This is a genomic window from Roseibium sediminis, from assembly GCF_008711325.1.
GTDB classification, from domain to species: Bacteria; Pseudomonadota; Alphaproteobacteria; order Rhizobiales; family Stappiaceae; genus Roseibium; species Roseibium sediminis.
Map to the genome: position 1 here is coordinate 200,231 of NZ_VXDB01000001.1, position 25,157 is coordinate 225,387.

23 protein-coding genes, 1 tRNA gene and 1 riboswitch are annotated in these 25,157 nt (G+C 56.0%); of the genes, 7 read left to right on the forward strand and 17 right to left on the reverse strand.

The features are described from left to right. Nucleotides 1-90 precede the first annotated feature (90 nt). Complete coding sequence (locus tag F0155_RS00865; RefSeq protein ID WP_150522584.1) at nucleotides 91-2,352, reverse strand: mechanosensitive ion channel domain-containing protein; 2,262 nt, start codon at nucleotides 2,350-2,352, stop codon at nucleotides 91-93. Between the two features lie 299 nt (nucleotides 2,353-2,651). On the opposite strand from F0155_RS00865, the gene F0155_RS00870 reads away from it, so the two are divergent. Further along, nucleotides 2,652-3,803 (forward strand): DUF2336 domain-containing protein, encoded by a 1,152-nt coding sequence (locus F0155_RS00870; RefSeq protein ID WP_150522585.1) that lies wholly within the window; start codon nucleotides 2,652-2,654, stop codon nucleotides 3,801-3,803. On the opposite strand, the gene F0155_RS00875 is transcribed toward F0155_RS00870, so the two are convergent. From F0155_RS00875 to fliI, 4 genes are all read right to left on the reverse strand, one after another. Next, nucleotides 3,800-4,240, reverse strand: coding sequence for a paraquat-inducible protein A (locus F0155_RS00875; protein WP_150522586.1), 441 nt, complete (start codon nucleotides 4,238-4,240; stop codon nucleotides 3,800-3,802). The two genes, F0155_RS00870 and F0155_RS00875, sit on opposite strands and share 4 nt — an antisense overlap. 100 nt (nucleotides 4,241-4,340) lie before the next feature. Further along, nucleotides 4,341-4,781: a DsrE family protein gene (locus tag F0155_RS00880; protein ID WP_150522587.1), complete on the reverse strand. Its 441-nt coding sequence runs from the start codon at nucleotides 4,779-4,781 to the stop codon at nucleotides 4,341-4,343. A gap of 176 nt (nucleotides 4,782-4,957) precedes the next feature. Then, the gene (fliJ, locus tag F0155_RS00885) at nucleotides 4,958-5,368 is read right to left on the reverse strand and encodes a flagellar export protein FliJ (RefSeq protein WP_150522588.1); all 411 of its coding nucleotides are present in this window, start codon (nucleotides 5,366-5,368) and stop codon (nucleotides 4,958-4,960) included. A gap of 28 nt (nucleotides 5,369-5,396) precedes the next feature. After that, nucleotides 5,397-6,722: a flagellar protein export ATPase FliI gene (gene fliI / locus F0155_RS00890; protein ID WP_150522589.1), complete on the reverse strand. Its 1,326-nt coding sequence runs from the start codon at nucleotides 6,720-6,722 to the stop codon at nucleotides 5,397-5,399. A 370-nt stretch (nucleotides 6,723-7,092) separates the two neighbouring features. Between fliI and ctrA the strand changes: the two genes are divergently transcribed. Next, the gene (gene ctrA / locus F0155_RS00895) at nucleotides 7,093-7,785 is read left to right on the forward strand and encodes a response regulator transcription factor CtrA (RefSeq protein ID WP_150522590.1); all 693 of its coding nucleotides are present in this window, start codon (nucleotides 7,093-7,095) and stop codon (nucleotides 7,783-7,785) included. A 495-nt stretch (nucleotides 7,786-8,280) separates the two neighbouring features. Here ctrA and F0155_RS00900 read toward each other — a convergent pair whose 3' ends face one another. From F0155_RS00900 to F0155_RS00930, 7 genes are all read right to left on the reverse strand, one after another. After that, nucleotides 8,281-9,195, reverse strand: coding sequence for a CheR family methyltransferase (locus F0155_RS00900; RefSeq protein ID WP_150522591.1), 915 nt, complete (start codon nucleotides 9,193-9,195; stop codon nucleotides 8,281-8,283). Further along, nucleotides 9,192-10,448, reverse strand: coding sequence for a protein-glutamate methylesterase/protein-glutamine glutaminase (locus F0155_RS00905; protein ID WP_150522592.1), 1,257 nt, complete (start codon nucleotides 10,446-10,448; stop codon nucleotides 9,192-9,194). Before F0155_RS00905 ends, F0155_RS00900 begins: the two co-directional genes overlap by 4 nt. Nucleotides 10,449-10,468: 20 nt before the next feature. Further along, nucleotides 10,469-10,834 carry a response regulator gene (locus F0155_RS00910; protein ID WP_150522593.1) on the reverse strand — a complete coding sequence of 122 codons (366 nt, stop codon included), beginning with the start codon at nucleotides 10,832-10,834 and terminating at the stop codon, nucleotides 10,469-10,471. 37 nt (nucleotides 10,835-10,871) lie between these two features. Beyond that, the gene (locus F0155_RS00915) at nucleotides 10,872-11,351 is read right to left on the reverse strand and encodes a chemotaxis protein CheW (RefSeq protein ID WP_150522594.1); all 480 of its coding nucleotides are present in this window, start codon (nucleotides 11,349-11,351) and stop codon (nucleotides 10,872-10,874) included. After that, nucleotides 11,348-14,131 (reverse strand): hybrid sensor histidine kinase/response regulator, encoded by a 2,784-nt coding sequence (locus F0155_RS00920; RefSeq protein ID WP_150522595.1) that lies wholly within the window; start codon nucleotides 14,129-14,131, stop codon nucleotides 11,348-11,350. The genes F0155_RS00915 and F0155_RS00920 overlap by 4 nt, the downstream gene beginning before the upstream one ends. A 135-nt stretch (nucleotides 14,132-14,266) precedes the next feature. Beyond that, complete coding sequence (chpT, locus tag F0155_RS00925) at nucleotides 14,267-14,911, reverse strand: histidine phosphotransferase ChpT (protein WP_150522596.1); 645 nt, start codon at nucleotides 14,909-14,911, stop codon at nucleotides 14,267-14,269. A 99-nt stretch (nucleotides 14,912-15,010) separates the two neighbouring features. Then, nucleotides 15,011-15,451 carry a YHS domain-containing (seleno)protein gene (locus F0155_RS00930; protein WP_150522597.1) on the reverse strand — a complete coding sequence of 147 codons (441 nt, stop codon included), beginning with the start codon at nucleotides 15,449-15,451 and terminating at the stop codon, nucleotides 15,011-15,013. Nucleotides 15,452-15,625: 174 nt separating this feature from the next. On the opposite strand from F0155_RS00930, the gene F0155_RS00935 reads away from it, so the two are divergent. The 3 genes from F0155_RS00935 (at nucleotide 15,626) to F0155_RS00945 (ending at nucleotide 18,442) form a co-directional block, all read left to right on the forward strand. Beyond that, complete coding sequence (locus tag F0155_RS00935) at nucleotides 15,626-16,225, forward strand: DUF1134 domain-containing protein (protein ID WP_150522598.1); 600 nt, start codon at nucleotides 15,626-15,628, stop codon at nucleotides 16,223-16,225. 119 nt (nucleotides 16,226-16,344) lie between these two features. Then, on the forward strand, nucleotides 16,345-17,607 hold the full coding sequence (locus F0155_RS00940; protein WP_150522599.1) for a coiled-coil domain-containing protein: 1,263 nt from the start codon (nucleotides 16,345-16,347) through the stop codon (nucleotides 17,605-17,607). Nucleotides 17,608-17,659: 52 nt separating this feature from the next. After that, nucleotides 17,660-18,442, forward strand: a complete 783-nt coding sequence (locus F0155_RS00945; protein WP_192913728.1) for a DeoR/GlpR family DNA-binding transcription regulator — start codon at nucleotides 17,660-17,662, stop codon at nucleotides 18,440-18,442. Between the two features lie 29 nt (nucleotides 18,443-18,471). Here the strand turns inward: F0155_RS00945 and F0155_RS00950 are convergent. Continuing rightward, nucleotides 18,472-18,547: transfer RNA gene (locus F0155_RS00950), tRNA-Glu, on the reverse strand. A 111-nt stretch (nucleotides 18,548-18,658) separates the two neighbouring features. Beyond that, nucleotides 18,659-19,012 (reverse strand): hypothetical protein, encoded by a 354-nt coding sequence (locus F0155_RS00955; RefSeq protein WP_150522601.1) that lies wholly within the window; start codon nucleotides 19,010-19,012, stop codon nucleotides 18,659-18,661. On the opposite strand from F0155_RS00955, the gene F0155_RS00960 reads away from it, so the two are divergent. After that, complete coding sequence (locus F0155_RS00960) at nucleotides 19,011-20,036, forward strand: RluA family pseudouridine synthase (protein WP_150522602.1); 1,026 nt, start codon at nucleotides 19,011-19,013, stop codon at nucleotides 20,034-20,036. The genes F0155_RS00955 and F0155_RS00960 overlap by 2 nt on opposite strands. A gap of 183 nt (nucleotides 20,037-20,219) precedes the next feature. Next, nucleotides 20,220-21,104: an RNA polymerase sigma factor RpoH gene (rpoH, locus tag F0155_RS00965; protein ID WP_150522603.1), complete on the forward strand. Its 885-nt coding sequence runs from the start codon at nucleotides 20,220-20,222 to the stop codon at nucleotides 21,102-21,104. A gap of 79 nt (nucleotides 21,105-21,183) precedes the next feature. Here the strand turns inward: rpoH and F0155_RS00970 are convergent, their stop codons facing one another. The 3 genes from F0155_RS00970 to F0155_RS00980 form a co-directional block, all read right to left on the reverse strand. Next, a complete protein-coding gene (locus tag F0155_RS00970; protein ID WP_150522604.1) occupies nucleotides 21,184-22,125 on the reverse strand; it encodes an ABC transporter substrate-binding protein in 942 nt (313 codons plus the stop codon). A 26-nt stretch (nucleotides 22,126-22,151) separates the two neighbouring features. Then, a complete protein-coding gene (locus F0155_RS00975) occupies nucleotides 22,152-22,805 on the reverse strand; it encodes an ABC transporter permease (RefSeq protein WP_150522756.1) in 654 nt (217 codons plus the stop codon). 234 nt (nucleotides 22,806-23,039) lie between these two features. Continuing rightward, nucleotides 23,040-23,142, reverse strand: a riboswitch (TPP riboswitch). A 127-nt stretch (nucleotides 23,143-23,269) separates the two neighbouring features. Continuing rightward, nucleotides 23,270-24,991, reverse strand: a complete 1,722-nt coding sequence (locus F0155_RS00980) for a hypothetical protein (RefSeq protein ID WP_150522605.1) — start codon at nucleotides 24,989-24,991, stop codon at nucleotides 23,270-23,272. Between the last annotated feature and the right edge of the window lie 166 nt (nucleotides 24,992-25,157).

The following is a 25,157-nucleotide window of genomic DNA, read 5'->3' on the forward strand; positions in this document are numbered from 1 at the left end:
TTTTCACATTCCTGATCGATTGTTTTGGCCTGATCGATTGACTTGACCCGATCGAATGATTTGGCCCGATCGAATGATTTGGAAAGCCAGTCAGTCCGTCTTGGGACTGCTACTCCCTCCCGCGTCATTTGCCGGCTCATCCATCGGCAGGCTCTTCTTGCCGACAGATGCCGCCGGCATGTGGTAGGTCACTTGCGGGAACGGGATTTCGATCCCCTCCTCATCAAAGACGGCCTTGATAAACTCGTTATATGCCCGTCCAAGCGAGAATTGTTCGCCCGGCAGTGTCTTTACGCGCGCGCGAACATTGATGGCACTGTCGCCGAACATCGTGACACCGTGCATTTCGAGATCGCCGATGATCTTCGATCCGGCATCGCTCTCGCGCAACCGCCGGAACGCCTCTTCCATAGCTGCCTTCGCCTTGCCGATATCCGTGTCATACGCAACCCCGATTTCGGCCACGTGGTAGGAGAAGTCGCGCATGAAATTGGCGACCATGTCGACGGACGAAAACGGGATGATATGGGCGGTTCCGTTGATGTCGCGGATTCTCACCGAACGAACGGTCAAACGTTCAACTGTTCCGGTGATACCCGCAACGGTGACCACATCCCCCTCATTGATCGCGTTTTCGATCTGAATGAAGGCGCCGGTGATGACGTCCTTCACGAGTGTTTGCGCACCGAAGGAAATGGCCAGACCGACGACACCGGCGCCGGCGATCAACGGCCCGATATTGATGCCAACCTCTGACAGCGCCAGCAGGGTCGCCATGACAAGAACGACCATCGTGAACGCATTTCGGAAGAGCTGGAACAGCGTCCGCTCCCGCGCAGTGACCACATGGCCGCTGCGCACCCGCAACCTCAGATCAATCCACGCCATGACTGCCAGCCAAACGAGGAAGGAAACCGCCAGAACGATCAGGGCGGAAAGGCCGCGCCCAAAGGCTGCGCTACCCTCGGTAGAAGCCAGCCAAACCGTAAAGGAGGTAATCCCCCAGACATCCAGCAGAACCAGAACCGTGAAGATGAACACAACAAACCGAAGCATTCTCAGGATGCCCGGCAAGAACGCATTTATCCGGCCTTCCAGCTCGGGCAGTCGCCGCTTGTAGGTATCGGGCAAGCGAATGCCGCTCTTGATCGGCTTTGTAATTGCCAACGAGATCAAAAAGCCAACCATGATTGCCAGAATGGACAGTCCCGTCGAACGCACTGCGATTTCGACGGCATCGATTGGGCGCGTGAACCAGAGCATGAAGATGGAGGCAACATAGGTCATGGCCAGCCAATGCCAGACCACACCAAGACTGGCGACGGTTTGCTGCACCAGACTGTTGGTCATGTGCTTCGCGTAGCTTCGGATGCCCTTGGCCACCCACTCCCGCTGCTGGTAGATCAGGCCGACCAGCATCAATGTAGCGACGAACAGCAAGGCAAAGCGCAGGGCATTGCCGATAACGAAGGACGTCACGATGTTCACATAGGGGACAACCAGCAACAGACCAAAACCGACGAACACCGACAACTGATAGAGCTTCGAATACCAATAGTTTGAGTAATCATTGCCGAACGGCATAAGGCGCAGTTCCGGTCTGGCAGGAGCAAACACGAATCGCAGGGCCACCCGCGCGAGCCCGACTGTCCAAAATGCATCCAGCGCAGCATCCACGAGGTAATCTTCCTGATCGAAGATAAGGAACGGAACCAGATACAGCACCACCGACACGATACAAGCGAGGAATACGGTCAACGCATCAAGCGCTGACAACAAGATCAGCACAACACTTCTGAACAGCCACGACCGGCGCGCGTACTTGGCAGATATCCTGCTGGAAAACCGCATGAATACCTTTTGGCAAAGCCAATAGATGATGGTGACCGAAACAAGGATGTACAGGACGTTCAGCGCGCTATCGATGGCGCGGTCCGCATTGATCTTGATTTCACCTTTGAAGAGACGACTGAGGCCAGACAGCGTGTGAGCGGCTTTTTCCAGCGACGCATTCACATCCGCCATGACGGCACTGGAGTACTGTGCGAGAACTGTGGTGATCGGCTCGTCAGTACCGGTAGCGACCTCATCAGAAACGGGGGACGCTTCATCACCGGAAGGCTCAGCGGTGCCAGCCGGCGTTTCCGCTCCCTTCAATTCGCGGATGAGCGCTTCCCTCTTTTTCGGGTCCTCAAGAACCTTGATCAGCACTTCGGTGGACGTCTTTACGTCGTTCGCTTCTGCCGGTGTTTCGGTTACCGACCCTGTCGACGGTGCTTCCTGACCAACGACCTGAGCGGCAACGGGACTGCAGAACAGCAAAAGGGCGAGCAAGACAAACGTAAAACGCATCAGGAATTCCAACGGTGAAAGCGCACAGGCAGCGCAGCAAACTGGAGATTTGGTAGCTGATTTTTCAGACAGAATATAGACCAAGACAAGGCATGCGGCGATTTGAAAAACTTTTCGATTTATTTGCCAGATCACTAAAATTGACTCAACTTTCGCAACTCATGCTTACGCATCGTAAACAACAGTCAAAATCAATTTCAAATCAGAAAATAAAACCCATATTTTTGAACATAAAAAAATATCACCGGTAACATATAAATAAGAGTATTCACGTCATCCTCTTCGCCAGAGGTTGCGAAATGGAATTTAAGCTTGTCGAGATGGCTCAGGACAAATCCCCGGAGGCACGGGGTCTACTTCTGCTTGCAGTCACGGATAAGATTATAGAGAAAATCGACGATCGTTCGGACCGGGAAATGCAGGCCTACTGCGACATCGCCCTGATCCTTTACGATTCGACCCCTGCGACCAACCTCCAGCAGCTGGCTGTGAAAGTCGCTCCCTACTCCAAAATGCCCTTGGCACTCGCCAAACGGCTTGCCGCCGACAATATCCGAATAGCCTCGCCCATTTTGTCCCAGTTTGAGGGCTTTTCCGAAGGCGACCTGCTCGAACTTGCAAACAAGGTGGGCGATGCGCACCTTCAGGTGCTCGCAGGTCGACCTGACCTGACACTGAAGATTACGGATGTGATCGTGATCCGCGGGTCGGAGCGCACTCACCTGAAACTTGTCGGGAATATGCAGGTTGAACTCTCGGCGAAGTCCTTCCTCAATCTCATGCACCTCGGGCGTCATGACGCCGAATTTCTGGACACACTGCTGTTGAGGCCGGACCTCACACCTGGAATGTGCCAGCAAGTACTTCCCAACGTAGACGCGGATGTTCAGGCCCAACTTCGAAAACTCGTGAAGAGTTCGCTCTCAACCGAACAGCAGGGAAAACTCGGCCGCCTTAAAGAAGTCCGCAAGACCCTTGGCCCGAGCGTGGATGAAAGTGATGTTTCAAAGCTCTGGTCAAAATGCCAGATCGCGCGCGTCAAAAAGGACGAAATCGTCGGGGTGCTGCTTCAGGATGACCGCCTCGAACAGGTGGTTGCGCTTTTGGGGAAATTCACGCGCGCACATCACCAGTCAACCAGGTCCGTAATCTTCAATGGTCCGGCCGATGAGGCAGCGAAACTGGCGCTGGACGCAGAACTTTGTGCCGACACGTTTGCAATGCTTGCCCAGGTCCGCTGCAGAAAGATGCGCCTGCCGCCCTCCAAGGCTGAAGAGTGGATCAAGGCCTTTGAAGCCGAGCAGGCACACCGCAAATCCCACCCCGGAAATGATGCAGCGTCTACGACAGGCAGCAGCGGATTTGCAGCAAAGCGGGGCAAGAAGCGCCCACCCAAGAACCGGGTGTCGAGAGTGCGTCAGTATTCTTCCTTCGAGAACCCGCTCGGTTAGACGTAGAGCCTCTTGCATAAATTCGCTGCAAGCGCCGCAGCGATCGTTGCCGTTGCATAGAACCACAATCCCGGAAGGGCGGAAGCTTCGGCAAGCCCGCTGGTCTTGGCGGCAAACAGGACAAGCGCCACCAGCATGACATCCAGCATCGACCACTTGCCGACGGCAGACAGGATCGACAAGGACCGGCCAGACCCGCCTTTCAGGGCTGCAACATGGGTCAGGATGATCTTGGCAGCAGGCAACAGGATCGAGAATACCAGAATCACAACCGCCAGCAGCGGCTCCCCGTCTACCCAAAGCCCGTAAACGATCTCCGTCAGGGACGGCGTATCCTCAAGAAAATACAATCTCTCCAGCTTCATCAGCGGGAGCGTAAGCCCAAGCGCAAACGAAAACGTGGCAATGGGAAGCAAGATGCCAAGAACAAGGCGCATGAGCCGAACCGAAAAACGAGATCCAAAAGGCAAGGGCTATCGCCCCTGCCCCTGCGTTGCACAATTCGACCCGCTACGCAACTTTCAGCAAGGTAGCAAATTACGGACGAATATAGCTGTAGCCCGCCTCCTGAAGTTCCACCAGCCGAACAACGCCTGACGGGACGACCTTGGCTTCAGAAAGAAGTGGCACTTCCTTGCCAGCCTGTTGGCTCATGGCGCGATGCGTGTTTCCGCAAGCCGCGAACGAGAGGTTTGGGATCTCCAGGGACATCACCGAAATGCGTTCCGCAACCGGGCTCTTGTCCTCACGCAGCATCATGAGGCCTGGCCCGTAGGTCACCACTTCGATCTCGACCTCTTCGCCTTTATCCGCGTAGTATTTCGAGACATTTTGAACATTGTTCAGAGCCATGTTCATGACTTGCGGGTCGTTTTCATCCACATGAAAGGCGATTTTGTGAACCGCGCCGTCGGCATAGGCGACCATCGGCGCAAGACACAGCATGCACGCCGCCAAACCGATCTTCAGAAAACGCATTTGATTTCTCCCCCATGCAATCCACCCGATGCCCAATCGCATCCACCAAGGCACATGCGATTAAACGTCAGAATTCATGAGGGAGCAGGTAAATTTTACGGCATTTGAAAAACACACAAAACACCGCAGCGGCCCGCCAGCCACTGCAGACAATCATCAATATATCGCCGTGAGCCTCAGACTCGCGACCGTAACCGCCCTGCAATCTCGTCCATTTGCTCCTGCTCGGCCATTTCCGCAGCCGTGCGTTCGCGCATCTGGTCACGCTCTTCGAGCTGTTCGAATTTCTTCAGTTCTTCGATGGCCTCGGACAATTCATCCTGGGCACGCTTCAACTGATCGTCCAGCTCGTGAGCCGAATTGCGCAGATTGTCCCGACGCGTTGCAGCAGCCTTCGCGAAAGTCGGATAGGCAAAATGCGTTACGTCCGTGATCCCCACCCGTTCCTGTTCGGACTTGATCTGGTCATCAAGCTCATCGGCCATGCGATTGAACTCGGCAACCATGGTTTCGATCTGGACAAGTTGTCGTCTCTTGTCATCTACCTGGAACCGCTTGAGGCGGATCAGACTGTCTCGGGTTTTCATTACTCAATACTCCCCTAACAAAGCCATGTTAGCCCGGAGTCATTTCCAAAAGGTTGGCAAGTTGAAAATAACCGTCAGATAGTGACGTTGCCTCACCTTTTCCCTGATTCAGGAAGTCCTCTATAGGCCCGAACCGCAATATTGCCTCATCAACGGTCGGATCGGAACCCTTGCGATAAGCACCTAGACGAATCAGCTCCTCCATATCGGTATAGGTGGCAAGGAGCTGTTTTGCCTTGCGCAGGACCGGAAGATATTCATCTGGAACGCAGCGTGGCATCGTTCGCGAAACGGACTTCAGAACATTGATTGCCGGATAACGACCGCGCTCTGCAATTCCCCGTTCCATGACCACATGACCATCCAGAATACCGCGTACCGCGTCGGCGACCGGTTCATTGTGGTTGTCCCCCTCGACAAGCACCGTGAAAAGGCCGGTGATGGCGCCCTTCCCCACGAGCCCTGGCCCGGCCCGCTCCAGAAGACGCGGCAATTCTGTAAAGACGGTCGGCGTATAGCCCTTGGATGTCGGAGGTTCACCGATGGACAAGCCAATCTCGCGCTGCGCCATGGCAAAACGCGTGATCGAATCCATCATGCAGAGAACATTCTGTCCGTCATCGCGAAAATGCTCGGCAACCGTCATGGTGAGATAGGCTGCCTGACGACGCATGAGCACGCTTTCGTCGGAGGTCGCAACCACCACGACCGATCTCGCCAGCCCCTCTTCACCAAGGTCGTCCTCAATGAACTCCTGAACCTCGCGACCACGCTCTCCGATCAGACCGATAACCGCCACGTCGCAGTCCGTGTTTCGCGCAAGCATGGACATGAGAACAGACTTGCCGACACCGGAACCGGCAAAGATACCCATACGCTGCCCTTCGCAGCAGGTAATAAATGTGTTGAGCGCGCGCACGCCCAGATCCAGCGGAGGCCCCACACGGGCCCGCTCCGAAGCCGGAGGCGGTGCATTGCGCATGCGCCTCGGCGTTTCGCCATTCGGCAGCTCGCCCTTGCCGTCAATCGGCTCGACCATCGCATTGATGACGCGGCCCAACCACGCATTGGATGGGTGGACTACACTCTCACGGGCCTTGATGACGGCCTTGCAGCCCATTCGCACACCCTCAAGGCCGGAAAACGGCATGCAGAGAGCATGGTTGTTTCTGAATCCGACTACCTCTGCCGGCACTTTCGGCTGCTCCGGACCGATTTCGATCATGAGCACCGATCCGACGCTCATTTCATGGATCGGCCCGGCGACTTCGACGAGCAACCCCTGAACCGCGACCACACGCCCGTAGATTTCAGTGGTCATTAGCGAATCAATTTCAGAAAAAAGCGCTTTCATGACCATTTCCTTACCAACCTTGGGCCATTTGGTAACGGATCGTTTACGAGTCTGATTAATGTTAACGAATGGAACGTCGTCGGGCGAGCGCCAAATCGAAGTTCACAAGCGTTGTCAAAACGAGTCTTGTTAGAGTCGGCTAAACCCGTTTCTTAAACAAGAACTTTAAGAGTTGATAACCCGGTTTTTTTCTGGGGACTCAACACTTTGAGCGTTGTTCACAGATTCGTCTTTGTGTCGCTTGCAGCTAGGAAACAGAATTTGTTAACCATTAGTCTCTAGCATGGGTCGGGGTTAACACAGTCCTTCGTAGCAGGCGCCGAACCAGCCGTTGCGACTTGCCCAGGATAGGCAACATAAGGGGATTGGCATGCGTGTATTGTTGATTGAGGATGATAGCGCCACAGCGCAAAGCATCGAGCTGATGCTGAAGTCCGAGAACTTCAACGTCTACACGACAGATCTTGGCGAGGAAGGCATCGACCTCGGCAAGCTGTACGATTATGACATCATTATGCTGGATCTCAATCTTCCGGACATGTCCGGTTATGAGGTCCTGCGAACACTCCGCGTTTCGAAGGTGAAGACTCCGATCCTCATCCTCTCGGGCAATGCGGGCATTGAGGACAAGGTCCGTGGTCTCGGTTTTGGTGCCGACGACTATATGACCAAGCCTTTCCACAAGGACGAACTGGTGGCTCGCATCCACGCGATCGTGCGCCGCTCCAAGGGCCATGCCCAGTCCGTCATTGTTACCGGCGACCTGAAGGTCAATCTGGACACCAAGACCGTTGAAGTTGGCGGCCAGCGTGTTCACCTGACCGGCAAGGAATACCAGATGCTTGAGCTGCTTTCCCTCCGCAAGGGCACGACCCTGACGAAGGAAATGTTCCTGAACCATCTGTATGGCGGCATGGACGAACCGGAACTGAAGATCATCGACGTCTTCATCTGCAAGCTTCGCAAGAAGCTCGCTTCGGCAACGTCCGGAAAGAACTACATCGAGACCGTATGGGGTCGTGGTTATGTTCTGCGCGAACCGGAAATCGAACAGGCCGCATAAGCTGCGGGAAAACCTGTCGAATTAGACACAAAAGCCTCCGCTACGCGGGGGCTTTTCTTTATGTAAAAAAGGCGACTGCACCAATTGTTGCAGCCGCCCTAAACCCACCGATTGTTTCAGTACCCGATCGAAACTCCCAGTACGTGGTTGCCCTTATACAGGTTTCGATAAGTGCTGACAATAGAACTTCCGTAGCCCAAACCTTCTGATCCCGCTGCGTCACCGACAGTCAATCGACAGCGCCGGTCGAGCGGCAAGTTTTCCGCGCATGCGAAATTGATACATTACCAAGAATGAATTCGGTTCCGGTGCGATCCAATTCGAAGAGACGGAACAACACGAGGCAGGGCAACCCTATCATAGCTTTGATCCCGTGTGGCACGCCCTTAACTTAACTACGACATCGGGGCAGGCACGCTCCATTCCAGGCCCTGCTCCAAAAGAAAAAGCGGCCGGATTTCTCCGACCGCTCTAATTCGTAGCTTGATGCTCGCTTTAAGCGCGAGTTCCCAGACCCGCTGCCAACGGACGCGCAGGTGTTGTCGCGGATCCACCTGCAGCTGCAGTCTTGGCAGAACCGGTAGTGGATGCGGCAAAGGCTTCCTTGCGCTGGAACAGGCCCCGCTTTCCGGGAACCGGCTTGAACGCATCGGTCAAACCCACCACGGTCTCTGCCGCACCCAGCACCAGGAAACCGTCTACAGGCATCGCTTTTGCCAAGCGACCCAGAATTTCAGACTTGGTCGGCTGGTCAAAATAGATGAGAACGTTGCGACAGAAGATAATGTCGAATTCGCCGAGGTGAGAAAAGCTCTCCAGCAGGTTCAATTTGCGCAGCTCGACCATCGCACGGATGCCTGCATCGATCTGCCACATGTCGCCCTTCTGCTCGAAATATTTCAAGAGAAGCTGGATCGGCAGGCCACGCTGGACCTCGAACTGGCTGTAGATACCGGCTTTGGCTTTCTCAAGCACTTCCGTGGACAGATCCGTGCCAACGATACGCGTCCGCCAACCTGCCATTTTCGGCCCCATCTCCTTCAGGCAGATGGAGAGCGAATAGGGTTCCTGACCGGTGGAAGCCGCGGCGCACCAGATTTTGACAGACCGCGTCGAAGACCGAGCCTCAAGCACGTGAGGCATCATGATTTCTTTGAAGTGGTCAAAGGGCGTCTTGTCGCGGAAGAAGAAAGACTCGTTCGTTGTCATGGCTTCGACAACGTCTTCCTGAAGCTGGCGGTTGCCCGGCTTCTGGAGCCCCTGAACCAGCGCACTGAGATTGTCCATCCCGGCAGTGCGAGCGATCGGCAGAAGACGGCTCTCGACAAGATACTGCTTGTCATTGCTGAGCACGAGGCCGGAACGGTCCTTGAGGAACTTTTTCAGATTTTCGAATTCATTCGGAGTCATCGCGACATCCCTTTAATGACTCGTGCGATTTTGGGTCCAATTTCAGCGAGCGGCAAAACGTCACTGCACATGTTCGTATGTGCAGCCGCGCCCGGCATCCCCCAAACAACACTACTTGCCTCATCCTGTGTGACCACGCTTCCCCCGGCAGAGGAAATACGCCTGACACCATCAGCACCATCATGTCCCATCCCGGTCAGGATGAGCCCAAGCGTAGACGCGCCATAGACACGGGCAACGCTCTCAAACAACGGATCCACCGCCGGTTTGCAGAAGTTGACCGGAGGACCATCCGTCAGACGAATAACCCCTCCTACCCCTTCCTTTTCGAGGATCATGTGCTTTCCACCCGGAGCCACATAAATGTGTCCTGGCTTAAGGACATCCCCGTCCTCACCTTCCTTGGAGGGTCGCAAGGCGGCCTTTCCAAGATGCTCGGCAAGAATCGCGGTGAAGGTCGGCGGCATATGCTGGGTAACCACCACAGGGATGTCACCAAGTACCGATCCGATATCCCGCATCACATGCTGGAGAGCCTGAGGCCCACCCGTCGAAGACCCGATGGCCAAAATCCGCGGTTTGGTCGGCGAATATGGCTTGATCTGGTACTTGACGTCTCTTCCGAGGACTGTCGTAGTCGCGGGAGCAGCCGGAGTCCGGAATGCTTCCCGGGTATTGACCGGACGAGGTGTCGGCGCGGCTGGGGCCGGGCTTGACCCGAAACGAGCGGCCGGTGTCGGCGGTCTGGCAGATTCTCCCCTCATGGCCCGAGCCGGGGCAGCCGGCGCGCGGGACCGTAGAGCCTGCTGTCCCAGAGCCTTGACCTTTTCGATCAATTCGCGGCGGAAGTCGACGGAAGTTGTGACTTCTGACGTGGTTTCCGGCTTCGGAACGTAGTCGGAAGCACCCAGAGAGAGCGCTTTGAGGCTGACCTCCGCGTTGCGGCGGGTCAATGTTGAAGCCATGATGACGACGAGATCACGCTTCTTTGCCAGCATCAGCGGCAAAGCGGTCATTCCGTCCATCTCCGGCATTTCGATATCAAGAACAACCACATCCGGGTTGCTCTTTTCAATATCCTCCACCGCCAGCTTCCCGTTTCTTTGGGAACTCACCACCGTGAGAGCTGGATCAGCATCGAGCCATCGACTTAGAAGGCCGCGGATAACGACAGCGTCATCGACAACCATCACCCGTATGGGATCAGTGCCGGGCCGCGCACCAGCGCCTAATTGTTGTTGAGCAAACGCCATCTGTGTTCCCGTCGCGAGTGTTAGATCAAGCCGACTTCTTGAAATTTGGCTTCGACGATCTCGCGGTCGAAAGGCTTCATGATGTACTCGTTTGCACCGGCACGAATGGCACGTGCGATATGGGCAACATCGTTTTCGGTTGTACAGAAAACGACGATGGGCTTTTCGCCACCCTCTTCACCGCGCAGGCTGGTGAGGAACTCCAGACCATCCATGACCGGCATGTTCCAGTCGAGCAGAATAGCATCGGGCATGGCCGTACGGCATGCATCCAATGCCTGCTGACCATCTTCTGCTTCCGAGATCTCGAAGTTCAAATCCTCGAGGATACGGCGAGCAACCTTTCGGATGACGCTAGAGTCATCAACTACAAGGCACTGTTTCATTGGGTCTGTCTCCGATCTCATTCAACCCAGGTTAAGATTATGCTGCAGCCATCGGTTCGGTGAACATCGCACCTAACAGACGGTCAACATCCAGGATCACCATGAGCTTGCCATCCAGACGGTGAACCCCGCCTGAGATCTCCGCCCACCGCTTGTCCAGATTGGACGGATTCGGTTCAGCACTGTTCGAAGACAGTGTCAGAACCTCACCAACGGTATCAATGACGAGCCCGTAGCTCTCATGCTTGTATTCAATCCCGACCGCCATCATCTGGGCCTCCTTGAGGGGAGGAAGATGGAGTCGGCGACGCATGTCGATTGCAGTCACAATGCGACCGCGCAGGTTCAGAACCCCGGCAACTTCAGGTGCCGAGAGCGGCACCCGCGTTACGCTTTCAGGAACGAATACGTCATGCACCTGAGAAATCGGCAACCCGAACAGCTGCCCTCCGATGACAACCGTCACATACTGGATCGAGTCACCGCTTGCCTTGAAGTTGTCTTCCAGCACACTCATGCTGCAGCTCCCATCTCACCAGAAAAGACGTCTTTAAGGGCTGCAATCAGACCCGGACGATCAAACTTCGCTACATAGTCGTCGAACCCGGCCTGCCGGCCACGCTCAATGGATGCCGGCGTGATCAGGGACGACAATGCCAGGACAGGCATATGCCGGAACCGCGGATCGCGGCGCAGCGCTTCGCAGAACTCGAAGCCGTTCATTTCCGGCATTTCGATGTCGCTGACGACAGCATGGAACTTGTAGCCATCTTCCAGAACTTCCAGAGCATGCTTGGCGCCATTGCAGGTGGTCACGTCGTAACCGGCTGCCTTGAGAACAGGTGTCAGCATGTTGCGGAAGAAGGACGAGTCGTCGACAAACAGAACCTTCTTGGTCAACGCCTGGATATCCATCTCCTTGCGCATGAACCAATCTTCAAAGGCCTGCGGCAGGTAATAGCCAAGGTCGATGATCTCTGTCGCACGCTCCTTGATGATCGCCGAACCAAGAACACCAAGACGTTCCGATCCCACTTCGATGTTCATGCGCTCTTCGACAATGTCGACAATCTCGTCGACAACAAGGCCCATGGAGCGACCGGAGTCCGAGAAAACCAGCATCGGCTGCGTGCCCTCGGTTTTGTGATGGTCGCCCTCGTTGATATAGACAAGCGGCATGAGGGCACCGCGATACTGGACAAGATCGCGACCGTTGGACCGCTCGATCTTCGATACCTCGAATTCTTCGAGACGCGTGACGAGAGACAGCGGCACCGCCTTTGGCTCTGGTGCACCGGCACGGAAGAGCAGCAGGGAGATCGCAGACTGGCTGGAATCTGCCTTGCGGTGAATTTCTTCCGCTTCCTCGCTCTGCTCGGTAACCGCGCTGGAGGCATGGCTTGCCATGGCACTGGCGACACCGTTCGGATCGATGATCATGATCACGGAACCATCGCCAAGGATGGTGTTTCCGGAGAACATCGTGAGGTTGCGCAGCATGCTGGACATCGGCTTGACGACGATTTCCTCCGTATGGAAGACGCCATCGACAACAACACCGAATGTCTGACTACCCACCTGCATCACGACAATGAAGCCATTGTCTGTCTCGATGTTATCCTCGGTATGGCCTTCTTCGGCAATTCCCAAAAGATGAGACAGGTGAACCAGCGGAAGAAGCTTGTTCCGGAGACGTAGGACCGGGGTATCCTTGATGCGCTCGATACGATGCTCGGAATTCGACTGAACGCGAACCAGTTCCACCACAGAAAGCTGCGGGATGGCAAACCGGTCACCGCTGGCCTCGACAATCAGTGTCGAGACGATCGCAAGCGTTAGCGGGATCTTGATGATGAAGCTGGAACCCTTGCCTGCAACAGACCGAAGGTCAACGGTACCACCGATCACCTCGATATTGTTGCGCACCACATCCATGCCGACGCCGCGGCCGGACACGCTGGTGATCGCAGCAGCCGTCGAGAAGCCTGCAGCAAAGATGAACTTGTGAATCTGCGCGTCGGACATCTTGTCCAGTTCGGCTTCGGTCGCCAAACCGCGATCAAGGGCCTTTTCCTTGATCTTGTCGACATCCAGACCCTTACCATCATCACGAACCTCGATGATGATGTGACCGCCTTCATGATACGCGGCAAGGGTGATCGTGCCCTTGTCCGGCTTGCCTGCGGCACGACGTGCAGCGGGCATTTCGAGACCATGGTCGGCGGAGTTTCGAACCATGTGCGTCAGCGGATCCTTGATCATCTCAAGTACCTGACGGTCAAGTTCGGTATCGGCACCGATCATTTCCAGTTCGATCGGCTTTTCAAGTTCCTGGCTGAGGTCGCGAACGATACGCGGAAGCTTCTGCCAGGCGTTGCCAATCGGCTGCATTCGGGTGGCCATGACACCTTCCTGCAGCTCTGCTGTCACGTTTGACAGGCGCTGCAGCGGTACCTTGAATTCGCTGTCCTCATGACGGCGCACGATTTCCAGCAGCTGATTTCGGGTCAGCACAAGCTCGGAAACCATGGTCATGAGGTGTTCCAGCGTGTCGACCGCAACACGGATGCTCTGGCTGGATACACTACCGCCGGACTTCTTCTCAGCGTCCTTCTTCTCCGCAGCCTCTTCCTTGGCAGGCGCGGGTTTTTTGACGACAGCAGAAGCCGGCTTTGGTGCAGGTGCTGGCGCAGGGGCCTCGACAACTTCCGGCTCCGGAGCTTCTGCTACCGCATCGCCGGCATCGCCGTCCATTTCGACTTCGGTTTCCCGGAAGGCGCGTTCGAGTTCATCCAGAGACACCTCACCCGGGCGCAAAGGCCGGTCCAGGCTCTGATCGGGAAGATCGATGTCCGCGCTTTCCTCCGGCTCCTTTTCGGCAGCTGCAGGAGCAGCGCCGCCGCCGGCCATGGCCGCATCTGCCTTGGCAGACATAGCCTCAAGCTCGGAAATAAGTTCGCTGTCGTCGCCTTCAGGTTCCTGACCTTCGGCAGCTTCCAGATCACCCAGAATGTCCTTGATCTGGTCGATCGACCGAAGGATCAGGGACACAGCTTCCTGTGTAACCGGAGCACCGTCGCGGAACTTGCCCATAAGGGTTTCTGCGGCGTGAGCAATACCTTCAAGGCGAGGCAGGCCCAAAAAGCCGCACGTCCCCTTGATCGTATGAACAAGCCGGAAAATGTTATCGAGGATTGTCGCGTTGTTTGGTTCTTGTTCGAACTTTACCAGTTCGACGTCCACCACATCGAGACTTTCGTTCGTCTCAGTAATAAATTCCCTGAGAAGGTCGTCCATTGCCTGCTCTCACCCGTCTAGCTACTGGTACCGCATCCCACATGGGGACGACTGGACCAAGGTGTCCATGAGAGTGAGGCTGAGCCAAAACAGTTAAGATACGCTGAAACAGGAAAGGAGTTTTATCGATAGAAATCACGCCTTGGCAGCGGCTGTAATTCTAACAAGATCTTCCTCTTTGTTAATAACAACAATCATTCCACATTCTCTGGCAAGCAAAACCGTATAGATTGGCTGGACCGAATGGGCATCGACCCGCTCCGGCTCCTGGCCTTCAAGAGTTTCTTTCATGCCAAGCGGAATTCTTGGATTTTGGCCGTTTGCTACCAGCTCGAAGCTCGGTGAAGAGGGCTCACCCTGCATCGTGACCTTGATTTCGCCTCCGCGCGGGACGCACTGGTTTGCAATCAGGATAAGATTAAGCAACAACTTTACGTAGTTCTTCGGCATCAAATGACGAGTGACTTGCCAGTCGAGATTTGATTTTTCATTTTCCATGAACCCGGTCGCGACCACCTGGGCATCACCGAGATCTATCTCAGCACCAGCTGACCCTGCGGCACCGAAAGCAAGTCGCGCGAACTGGAGTTTGGCGGAAGCTTGCCGGGCGCTTTTGCGAATGAGGTCCATCGCAAATTCGCGCATGTCTTCCGAGCCCTCTTCGTCGAGGACCTCAAGACCATTCGTGATCGCTCCAACCGGGCTGATGATGTCGTGGCACACTCGGCTTGCGACGAGCGCGGAAAGATCCAGGGACGAGAGCTCTTTAAGTTCGGACATGGTTTCCTGCGACGTTTGTATCTTCGGTCAGCGCTTGATTCGGCCAAGCTGTTCCAAATGGATACACACCATGACCGAGACTGCCAAGACAACAGCCCCTCAAAGGAGAGGTTCGCATCTGGTTTTCCGCGCATTTTCTGCAGCCTCTTGTGAAAGAAGCTCCACGTTCACCAGAAATAGGAAGCGATTGACTGCGGAATGGAAAAGAACAAGGCGCCCGCCAACAAAGGCAAAGATTGTGGGATTACCTGCCGTGGCATACCCCTCGGCCAGCGCATAGGCACCGCATCCCGCATAAAGCGGGGCGTAGGCATGGGGCGCGAGGCGAAAGGCTTCCCTGTTGCCCTGATTGACGAAAGTCCATTGCGCTCCGCCCCATGTGTAGCTGTAATCGTTGCTACCCCTTCGCGGATAGCCGTCAACAAAATAGGCAACCGGGTCATTGCCGTTCAGCGCATAGCCACCAATGGGATCGGGAACAAAGCGTTGTGCCGTGCTGTCGCCCTGCACAACAAACGAGAGGAAAAAAACGCTCCCCAACGGCAAAAGCCATAACCTTGACCGATTTGATATCCAGTCTTTCAGACAGAACGTGGAAATCATGAGACGAATGACCCGCGAATCGGCGAAACAGTGAATAAGTGTAACGGCATCGCCGCGTTCCGAACGACACCTATGCCAATCTTACCGGAAACCGGACGGAGAAAAAGACACATGAAACCGCTAAAGACAGTTTATGCAGCAACCATTGCCGTGTGTCTGACGCTTCTGGCCTCCATCCTGCCCCAAACAACGATCGCACAGACCTACAACTCGGGCGCACCCACTCCTGAACAATATAGTCAGGATCAGGTTATGACCGCTGGTCACCAGTTTTTCGGCAAGGTCTCAGGTGGGCTTGCCTCGGTTATTGAGCGGGCCTTTGCCAGTTACGGACAGCCGAATGGCTATATTTTGGGTGAGGAGGGTTCCGGCGCGATTGTCGCCGGGGCGAGATATGGTGAAGGCGAGCTCTATACGCGCAACGCCGGAAACCACAAGGTCTTCTGGCAGGGCCCCTCAGTTGGCTGGGATTTCGGTGCCGATGGCGCAAGGGTCATGATGCTTGTCTATAATCTTCCGGCCACCGACGCGATCTACAAGCGTTTCCTCGGGGTCAACGGCTCGGCCTACCTCATCGGCGGCGTCGGCATGACCGTTTTGAGCAACCATGACGTCGTACTGGTGCCTATCCGCGCAGGGGTTGGCGCACGCCTTGGCCTCAATATGGGATATCTGAAATTCACTCCGCAGCCGACATGGAACCCGTTCTAAGATAGGGTCTGCGGTTGAATCAGCATTTTTAGATAGATAATCTCACATGTTATGTGTTTGGCTGTCTCTGAGGTAGTTGGACTGGAGATGGGTACAGGAATGGCGCCGGAGAGCAGATCGTGATTGAAGCGGCGATGTATATAGCCTTGGGCTTCTTCGTCGCGAGCCTCCTGTGCCTTGCCATTCTTCCGGCATTTTACAGGCGCGCCGTGCGGCTGACACGCGAAGCCTATGAAGCTGTCAACCCGACAACCTATGCCGAAGTCAGAGCCTCACAGGACCAAGCCCTTGCCCAACACGCTGTAGATCGTCGGCGGCTGGAAAGCGCCCTTGCCGACGAACGTCACCGGACCGCAGAAGAAAAACTCGTCTCCGGCAACCTGCGGTCCGAGCTGATCCGCACAAGATCGCAGCACGAGCAGGAGCTGGAACGGATCCGTGAGGAGAGGAAAGCAGCCGAACTTGAAAGCAAGTCCTCCTCTGATGAGCTGAAGCGGGAACTGCAAAAGCTGAAAGAAAGCCTGAAGCATTCCCAGGACGCGGCCAAAACGCTTGAGGCGGAACGCGATGCAATTCAGTCCGCTTCCTCGGAAAACCAGGAGAGCCCGGCACCCCTCGTTCTTCAGACACCACTGGAAAGCGACGAGGCAAAGGCCACGATCGCAAGCCTCGAAACGCAAATAGCAGCCCTGCAGGCACGCCTGTCCAAATACGAGGATGCAACGGAAGACCTCGTCTTCGCCGATATTGACCCGGCGGACCAGAGTGCCGTCATTCAGGATCTTGAAAAGCAGCTGATCAATATTGAAGCCAAATACATCGCAGCCCAAAGCGAAGTTACGCGGCTCATCGCCCAATCCGAAATATCGTGCACGAGTACAGGGGACGCCCCCTCACCGGTTGAGGTGGAACTGAAGGAAGCCATTGAAGACAAGGCCCGCCTTCAGGCGCTTGTGTCCGACCGCGAGCGCGCGCTAAAACGGGCCCGGATCAAGCTGCGCCAGTATCGCACCGACCTGCATAACGCCTCACGGTTGACCGCGTTGCGAAACAACCTCATTACCTTTGCAAGAGAACAACTGCCGGAAGCCGACCGTGCCAAACTGTCATCCGGCAAGCCTTCGGCAAACACTGCGGACTCTGCTCAAACAGATGCAACAAAGACATCTGCCGTACCCACCTCGCAAGATGGCTCCTCAGCCCACGCACTTGTGCGGAAGATCGTCAGGGCAAGCAATCGTCAGGATACGGCTGCAAAAGCAGAAAACTCCAACACGTCCATGAAGGCAGACCCGGTTTCAGCCATTGAAACCGAAGAAACCGGCGAGGCACCCGGACACGAGCCGGAAACAACGAAACAGAACAAGAAGGATGTTGCCTGAGTGACCGGAACACGATCCGCGCAGACAACACTGTAACCGGCACGACCGCATAATGCTCATTCCCCGACACAACGAAATTCTCGAAATTGCCCGACGAAATGGCCGGGTGAGTGTCGATGAGCTGGCAAAACGCTTCGAAGTCAGCCCGCAGACCATTCGCAAGGACCTGAATGAGCTGTGTGACCGCCGCCTGCTGGCACGCACCCATGGCGGCGCCCTTCTGTCCTCAGGTGTCCAGAACGTTGGCTATGAGGCGCGCCGCATCATTTCCAGCCGCGAGAAAGCCGACATCGCCACCCGCGTGGCAACGATGATCCCCGACAACGCTTCGCTCTTCATCAACATCGGCACCACCACGGAAGCTGTTGCCCAGGCGCTGCTCCAGCATCAGGGCCTGATGGTGATCACCAACAACATCAACGTTGCCAGCCTCATGCGCGGGTATTCCCAGATCGAGGTTGTGATTGCGGGCGGCGTGGTGCGCCATGCCGACGGCGGAATTGTCGGTGAAGCCGCCGTGGATTTCATGGAACAGTTCAAGGTCGACTTTGCGGTGATAGGGGCTTCGGCCATTGATCCGGACGGCTCCCTGCTCGACTACGATTACCGCGAAGTGAGAGTCACACAGACCATCATGCAAAACGCGCGGCACGTCATTCTGGCGGCTGACAGCACAAAGTTCGAAAGGACCGCGCCTGTCCGCGTCGGGCATCTCTCTCAGGTCAACACATTCGTCACGGATGACTGTCCTTCGCGACATCTGGCGAAAATAGCCCGCGAAAACGATGTCGAGATTATCGAGACAGGAAAGATCGAAGACACCGAAGGCGTCTGACATCAAACTACCAATTTCCGGAAAAGAAATGGCACGCCCAACGGGACTCGAACCCGTGTTTCCGCCGTGAAAGGGCGGCGTCCTAGACCGCTAGACGATGGGCGCACTCTCGTGCGGCGGTGTTTCCCGCCGGTCGATGGATGGTGCGTATAAGGGGGTCTGCGATCCTGCGCAACCCCCTTAAACGAGTTTTTTTCAATTGCCCTGTTTATAACTTCAGCGGCCAACAAAGCCGGTTGTGCCAAGCACCGCACCGGTTCGGGCGTCGGCATACACAACCGACGTCGCGTTTTCCTTGCGTACCAGAAGAACCAGCACACCATCGGAAAGCGTTGCGCTTTCCACAGTCGACCCGGGCGCCAGAGCAATCGTTTCTGCAAAACCTTCGGCGGCACTCCCACCGGAGGCATTGATCTTGTACATGATAGCTGCGAAGACAGCGATGAAGCCCAGAAACATGATCAGCGATGATCCGAGCAGAAGACGGCGCAGCTTGGCCTGCAGTCTCTGTGCAGCCGGATCGAGCGGTGCCTCTTCCTGGTCTACGTCACGCAATTCAGGATGACTCATGGCAAATAGTACTCCGGATGATCCGGCCGAGCTGGACCAGAATTTCTCTGTGAAGGTTGAAACGGATGACCACGGCAAACGGCTGGATGCCGTTCTGGCCGCCCGGGTTGACACACTGAGCCGAAACCGCGTTCAGGCCCTGATCAAGAGCGGTGAGGTCACCATCAATGGGCGCAAAATAGTGGAGCCCAAACACCGGGTCAATGACGGTGACGAGCTTGTCATGACATTGCCCGAACCGGAGGATGCCGAACCGCAGGGCGAAGACATTCCGCTGTCGATCGTTTTTGAAGACGAACATCTGATCGTCATCGACAAGCCTGTCGGCTTGGTGGTTCATCCCGGAGCCGGAAACTGGACGGGTACACTGGTCAATGCGCTCATCCACCATTGCGGCGACAGCCTTTCCGGAATTGGCGGGGTTAAGCGGCCCGGCATCGTGCATCGTATCGACAAGGACACAACAGGCCTGCTCGTCGTCGCCAAGACCGATCTCGCGCATAAGGGGCTATCGGAACAATTCGCCGATCACGGCAAGACGGGACCGCTTGAACGCGCTTATTCGGCTCTTGTCTGGGGCGCGCCGAGCAGCCTGAAGGGCACGATCAACGCCAATCTGGCGCGTTCCCTCGCAAACCGACAGAAAATCGCCGTGGTGAAGACGGCCGGAAGACATGCCATTACCCATTGGCAGGTCAAGGAACGCTTTGGCGACAAGGCAGATGAAGCTCTCGCCTCCTTGCTGGAATGCCGCCTGGAAACCGGCAGGACCCACCAGATCCGTGTTCACATGGCGCATATCGGTCACCCACTGATCGGCGACATGGACTATGGCGCGGGTTTCAAGACCAAGACAAAGCGGCTGGAAGACCCGTTGAAATCCTGTATTGACGGGTTCGGACGGCAGGCTCTCCACGCTGGACTGCTGGCTTTCGCACATCCTCTCACCGGTGAAACACTGAGATTTGAGAGCCCTTACCCTGCTGATTTCAAACAGCTATTATCAACATTACAAAAATATTAGAATTCAATTTCGTTCAAGGGTCATGTAATTGGCGTATTCTTGCTTATATAAGCGAATGACGTGCCGTTATCGGACGTCTGGATGAACGCGTTCGCCTTGTCACTTCTGATCGCTCCTGAAGGAGGAGAGAGGTGAAACAAAAAAGGGAACGCGCCATTTTTTGGGAGAAAGGGGGCGCATTCTATGGCCCAGAACGTACCAATGCTGACAGCCGGGGAAGGCGGACTGAGCCGCTACCTCGATGAAATCCGGAAGTTCCCGCTTCTGCAGCCGCAGGAAGAGTACATGCTCGCCAAGCGCTACAAGGAGCATGAGGACCCGGAAGCAGCCGAACGTCTAGTCAATTCTCACCTCCGCCTCGTTGCCAAGATCGCCATGGGATACCGTGGCTACGGCCTGCCGCTCGGCGAAGTCGTCTCCGAAGGCAATGTTGGCCTCATGCAAGCCGTAAAGCGTTTTGAGCCCGACAAGGGGTTCCGCCTTGCGACCTACGCCATGTGGTGGATCAAGGCCGCCATTCAGGAATACATTCTTCGTTCCTGGTCGCTGGTCAAAATGGGCACGACCGCCAACCAGAAGCGCCTGTTCTTCAATCTCCGCCGCCTGAAGGGCAAGATTCAGGCCCTCGACGAGGGGGATCTGAAGCCCGAACAGGTTCAGGAAATCGCGACCAAGCTCGGCGTGAGCGAGGAAGAGGTCATTTCCATGAACCGCCGCCTTGGCGGCGATGCCAGCCTGAACGCGCCTGTACGCGCGGAAGCTGACGCGGGTGAATGGCAGGACTGGCTCGTCGATGAGAGCGACAGTCAGGAAACTCTTCTGGCCAATCAGGAAGAGCTGGATCAACGCCGCGCGCTCCTCACGCAGGCAATGGACGAGCTGAACGAGCGCGAGCGTCGCATCTTTACCGCGCGCCGCTTGTCGGAAGACCCGATGACGCTGGAAGATCTTTCTGCCGAGTTTGGCGTCAGCCGCGAACGAGTTCGCCAGATCGAGGTCCGCGCATTCGAGAAGGTCCAGAAGGCCGTTAAGAACAGCGCAAAGGGTTTGGAACTTCCCGCACACTGACCTCAAGGGCCCAATAGTTCAAAAGCCGCCGGATTGCTCCGGCGGCTTTTTTGTTTGAAAGATATCGGAAGCTTGAGACTCAGCGGATTTCCTGAGCGTAGGTTTCTACCGGAACCACTTTGGAAATCAGCTCGTTTTCAGCCATGAATGCCGAGAACCGCTCGTAGCGGCCTTCATCCAAGGCAGCTGGGCGTTTGGCAAAACGTGGCAACGTGTCGTACCAGGCCTGACTGTTCAGTTCGTCATCAAGGTTCGGATAGGCCTCGATAAAGGCTTCCCAGGCTTCATCGGGATGGTTTGTCAGGTAGATCGTTGCAGCTTCAACGGCAGCAAGGAACTTGGCAAACCGCGGATCGTCCGTCTTGTCCTGATGCACGACATAGATCAGCTCGTCAAAAATCGGCACACCATGTTCTTCCGGGAAATAGGCCTTGCCCTTCTTGCCTTCCAGCTCGATTTGCGTGAGCTCGAAGTTGCGATACGCGCCGATGACCGCATCAACCTGGCCGGACATCAGCGACGGCGAAAGGGCGAAGTTGACGTTTATCAGCTCAACATCGGTGACCGAGAGACCGACAGACTTCAGCATCTGACCGAGCATGGCATCCTCAAAACCGGATACCGAAAAGCCGATCTTCTTGCCTTTGAGGTCTTCCAGCTTCTGGATCGGACCGTCTTCAAGAACGATCAGGGAATTGAGCGGTGTTTCAACGAGGGTTCCGATCCACTTCACCGGCAGTCCTTCATCGATCTGCGCGTGCAGTGTCGGCTGATAGGAAATAGCGATATCGCCCTGCCCTGCAGCGACGAGCTTCGGCGGCATTGCCGGATCGGCCGGTTCGATCAGCTCGACATCCAGCCCCTCGGCCTCAAAGAAGCCCTTCGCCTTAGCCGTGATGATCGGCGCATGGTCCGGATTGGTGAACCAGTCCAGCAGAACCGTCAGCTTTTCGGCTGCAAGTGCCGGGGTTGAAAAAGTGAGAGCAAGAGCAACAAGCCCTGCCTTCAAACGATGTGTCATTAAAACACCTCCGGAGAATATGGCGGTCATTCCTCGACCTGCCAGGGAACCATCAATCGGGTGAGATACTCCACGGTGAAGCGGAGCGTGAGAACCATCAGTGCCAGCAGGATCAGCGCCGCAAACATCATGTCGGTCTGCATGCGTGCATTGCTCTGGAGCATGATGAAGGCAAGACCACCCTTTGCGCCGACCCATTCGCCAACGATTGCGCCGATGGGCGCAAAAACCGCGGCAATTCGGATACCGGATGCAAGGGCGGGAAGTCCGGCGGGAATTCGGAAATAGATCAACTCCTTTACCCGCCCGACCCGGTAGAGGCGCGCAAGGTCGGAGTATCCGGGATCGGCCCGGCGCAACCCGTCATAAAAAGTCGATGTCACGGCAAAGAAAATCACAAGAACGGCCATGACGATCTTGGACGCAAGTCCGAACCCCAGCCACAGCACGAGAATGGGGGCAATGGCAAAGACCGGCAGCGCCTGTGTCATCAGAACAACCGGAAGAAGACCACGGCGAGCGATGGGAAAAAGCCACATCAAAATGGCGATCATCGACCCCGCGATCACTCCAAGAATGAAGCCAAGCACGGTTTCCTGAGCAGTGATTGCTGCATGTTCCAGAAGGAACCAGCCGCGCGTTTCAAAGGCGCCAAGGACCTGCAACGGCCCCGGCAGCATGAAAGGCGGAATACCAAGAGCACGAACAAGAAGCTCCCACGCAGCCAGAAAGAGAGCCGTGCCGACGAGGATGCGCACGAGCGGCCAGCCAAGGCGCTTCCACGCCAAGGACTCCCGGGATGCGGGTCCGCGAGTATGAACAAATGGCCGAACGCCAGACGGCGTTTTCTGCGTGACCAAAACAAGGATCTCCCGTCTTCGGAAATAACCGAAACTGACACTGGAGATCCGGGATTAGGCTAAGGTTTCCGTCCCTTCGCCGGCATGACCCGGATCAGGTTCTAAGGGTTCAGCTCAGCTGTCTCAGTTCCTTGTCGGAACACCCCTCGGACCGCTGGGGACCATGCACGTTCGGGCTCGAATTGGCAAGAGTTCGATAGACCACCAACCGGATTTTCAAACAGAAACGGCGGAATCGCTGGAGATTCCGCCGCAAAAATCGACAAACTTGTACCAAAGACCGATTAGCCGGCGTTCCACGCAGAAATCGCCTGATCTACGAGGTCAGCACCGATACGCCCTTTTTCAAGGGTCAGAATTCCGCGCTTGCCGTTGTCATAGAGCATTGGAATATCGATCCAGCCGCGTTCACGTAAGAGACCGAGATTGCGGTCCCTCTCGCTTGTCAGACTGGAGAGCGCAATCCAGAAATAGCCCGGTGAAACCTTGACCGATGCGCCGAGCAGAGCATCGCCGCGCGCTTCCTCGGTCGGCTTCATCACCAGTCCGGGAACATTCACCACGTCGCCCGACGAATAGCCCTCAGGGAAATCATATTTGATTTCGACCAGATGGCTTGCCGGAAGGGATGTGTCGTCATTCGGCTTGATGCGGACATTCACCGAGACGTTGCGATCCGGGATGCTGACATCGGCAATCAGAACCTTTTGCGATTTGCCGCTGAGATCGGTTTCATCTTCAAGCGACCAGACCACGGCACCTTGCGAAGCAGAACCGGAACCATTCGCGTCCTCTCCTTCCTCGTAAAGGATGGAGCGCTGCGCACTGCCGGCATTTGCCTGCGTGGATGTCGCCGGATCCGCATCGGTTGACGATGCATTGGCCGTTTCCGTGCCGCCAGCAGGCTGGTCCGGGATGCCTTCAGGCGCGGCAGGTTCTTCGGACAGGCTCGGCAATGGATTAGCAGACGGCTGGGGTTCGACAATGACCGTTTCGGTTTGGCCAGGTGTAATCAAAGTTGTCGTCACGGAGCGCGCATCAGGCGCAGCTGCAGGTTCACCGTTATCATCGAGCAGGCGATCTGTGTTTTTCGAGGACGCGGGCTCTTCTTCAGCCTGCTGCGGCTCGCTTTGCTCCGGTGTCACCGATGCAATCGGCGCAGGTGCATTGCCGCTCTCGGCTGCTTCATCCTGCGGAACAAAAATGACATAGGAGATGGCGGCAACCACTATTGCCAGAACTGCGGCCAGTGCGATCGGCACCATGCTGGACGAGCGCTGCCCCCCTCGCTTGGAAAGGGCTGCTGATGCGCTTTTGCGATCCCGTGTATCGCGGCGGCGATCCCGCGTCTTGGGGGCTGGAGCGACCTTTGGCTCATCGAGCTCATCACCCAGATCATCATCGGCAAAGAGCTCTTCCTCGTCAGAAGCCTCATCTGCCCGCTGAGCAGGCATGGCCCCACCGAGCGTCGGCTCCTTTCGGCCTTCCGACTTCTTATCGACACCCAGAGGCGCATCAAATGCTTCGCGAGCGTTCTGAACCGCTTCATGGGAAGCGCTGCCAAGGCGACCCGCTTCTTCCACTTCCTTTTTCAACGGAGAGGGAGCGTTTACCGGCGCGGGGTCAGCTGGACGGCGCTTTTCTTCGATAGCTGGTGGCGGAGGCGGGGCAGCTTCAGCCACCTCCTCTTCAGGTTCCTCTTCCGGCTCTGGCTGCGGAGCAACCGGCGCGGCCGTCTCCACGGGAGGAGCCACCTTGGGTTCAGCTTTCGGTGATGGCGACAATCCGAGCGCTTCGCGGGCGGCTTCCGCTTCAACCTTGCGAATGGCTTCTTCCAGCCTCAGCTGTTCAGCAGTGATTTCGGAAGGTGTCAGCGGCGGTTCATAGGCCTTGAGCTGGCTGACAATAGCGTTTCGGGCACGGCTATAGACGCTGCGGCGGGCGGCTCCATTGCTTTCCGGCAAAGACGCGATCGTTTTCTTCAAAATCGAATAATAGTCAGCCATATTCCTGCCCGTTGGCCACTACCCGGCCATGTTTTCGCGTCCGGCCCCCTCGCGCTCAGGCTGAACCCGGTTCAAACCTGTCGGCCCCATTTCTTAAACAGTAAGACAGTTTGCACAAGTATCTAGTGCGAATTTGCCTGCCGATTTCTGTCGACAGGCATGAGCA

Coding starts and splice junctions, on each gene's coding strand:
- fliI (WP_150522589.1), bottom strand. CDS start 6,722: ATGAAAGCGCTTTTTTCTGAAATTGATTCGCTAATGACCACTGAAATC.
- F0155_RS00970 (WP_150522604.1), bottom strand. CDS start 22,125: ATGACACATCGTTTGAAGGCAGGGCTTGTTGCTCTTGCTCTCACTTTT.
- F0155_RS00960 (WP_150522602.1), top strand. CDS start 19,011: ATGGCAAATAGTACTCCGGATGATCCGGCCGAGCTGGACCAGAATTTC.
- F0155_RS00920 (WP_150522595.1), bottom strand. CDS start 14,131: ATGGACGACCTTCTCAGGGAATTTATTACTGAGACGAACGAAAGTCTC.
- F0155_RS00875 (WP_150522586.1), bottom strand. CDS start 4,240: ATGCGCCTTGTTCTTGGCATCTTGCTTCCCATTGCCACGTTTTCGTTT.
- F0155_RS00915 (WP_150522594.1), bottom strand. CDS start 11,351: ATGAGTGTGCTGGAAGACAACTTCAAGGCAAGCGGTGACTCGATCCAG.
- chpT (WP_150522596.1), bottom strand. CDS start 14,911: ATGTCCGAACTTAAAGAGCTCTCGTCCCTGGATCTTTCCGCGCTCGTC.
- F0155_RS00910 (WP_150522593.1), bottom strand. CDS start 10,834: ATGAAACAGTGCCTTGTAGTTGATGACTCTAGCGTCATCCGAAAGGTT.
- F0155_RS00900 (WP_150522591.1), bottom strand. CDS start 9,195: ATGACTCCGAATGAATTCGAAAATCTGAAAAAGTTCCTCAAGGACCGT.
- F0155_RS00980 (WP_150522605.1), bottom strand. CDS start 24,991: ATGGCTGACTATTATTCGATTTTGAAGAAAACGATCGCGTCTTTGCCG.
- F0155_RS00945 (WP_192913728.1), top strand. CDS start 17,660: ATGCTCATTCCCCGACACAACGAAATTCTCGAAATTGCCCGACGAAAT.
- F0155_RS00865 (WP_150522584.1), bottom strand. CDS start 2,352: ATGCGTTTTACGTTTGTCTTGCTCGCCCTTTTGCTGTTCTGCAGTCCC.
- F0155_RS00955 (WP_150522601.1), bottom strand. CDS start 19,012: ATGAGTCATCCTGAATTGCGTGACGTAGACCAGGAAGAGGCACCGCTC.
- fliJ (WP_150522588.1), bottom strand. CDS start 5,368: ATGAAAACCCGAGACAGTCTGATCCGCCTCAAGCGGTTCCAGGTAGAT.
- F0155_RS00935 (WP_150522598.1), top strand. CDS start 15,626: ATGAAACCGCTAAAGACAGTTTATGCAGCAACCATTGCCGTGTGTCTG.
- rpoH (WP_150522603.1), top strand. CDS start 20,220: ATGGCCCAGAACGTACCAATGCTGACAGCCGGGGAAGGCGGACTGAGC.
- F0155_RS00880 (WP_150522587.1), bottom strand. CDS start 4,781: ATGCGTTTTCTGAAGATCGGTTTGGCGGCGTGCATGCTGTGTCTTGCG.
- F0155_RS00905 (WP_150522592.1), bottom strand. CDS start 10,448: ATGGCGTTTGCTCAACAACAATTAGGCGCTGGTGCGCGGCCCGGCACT.
- F0155_RS00975 (WP_150522756.1), bottom strand. CDS start 22,805: ATGCTGCCGGGGCCGTTGCAGGTCCTTGGCGCCTTTGAAACGCGCGGC.
- ctrA (WP_150522590.1), top strand. CDS start 7,093: ATGCGTGTATTGTTGATTGAGGATGATAGCGCCACAGCGCAAAGCATC.
- F0155_RS00870 (WP_150522585.1), top strand. CDS start 2,652: ATGGAATTTAAGCTTGTCGAGATGGCTCAGGACAAATCCCCGGAGGCA.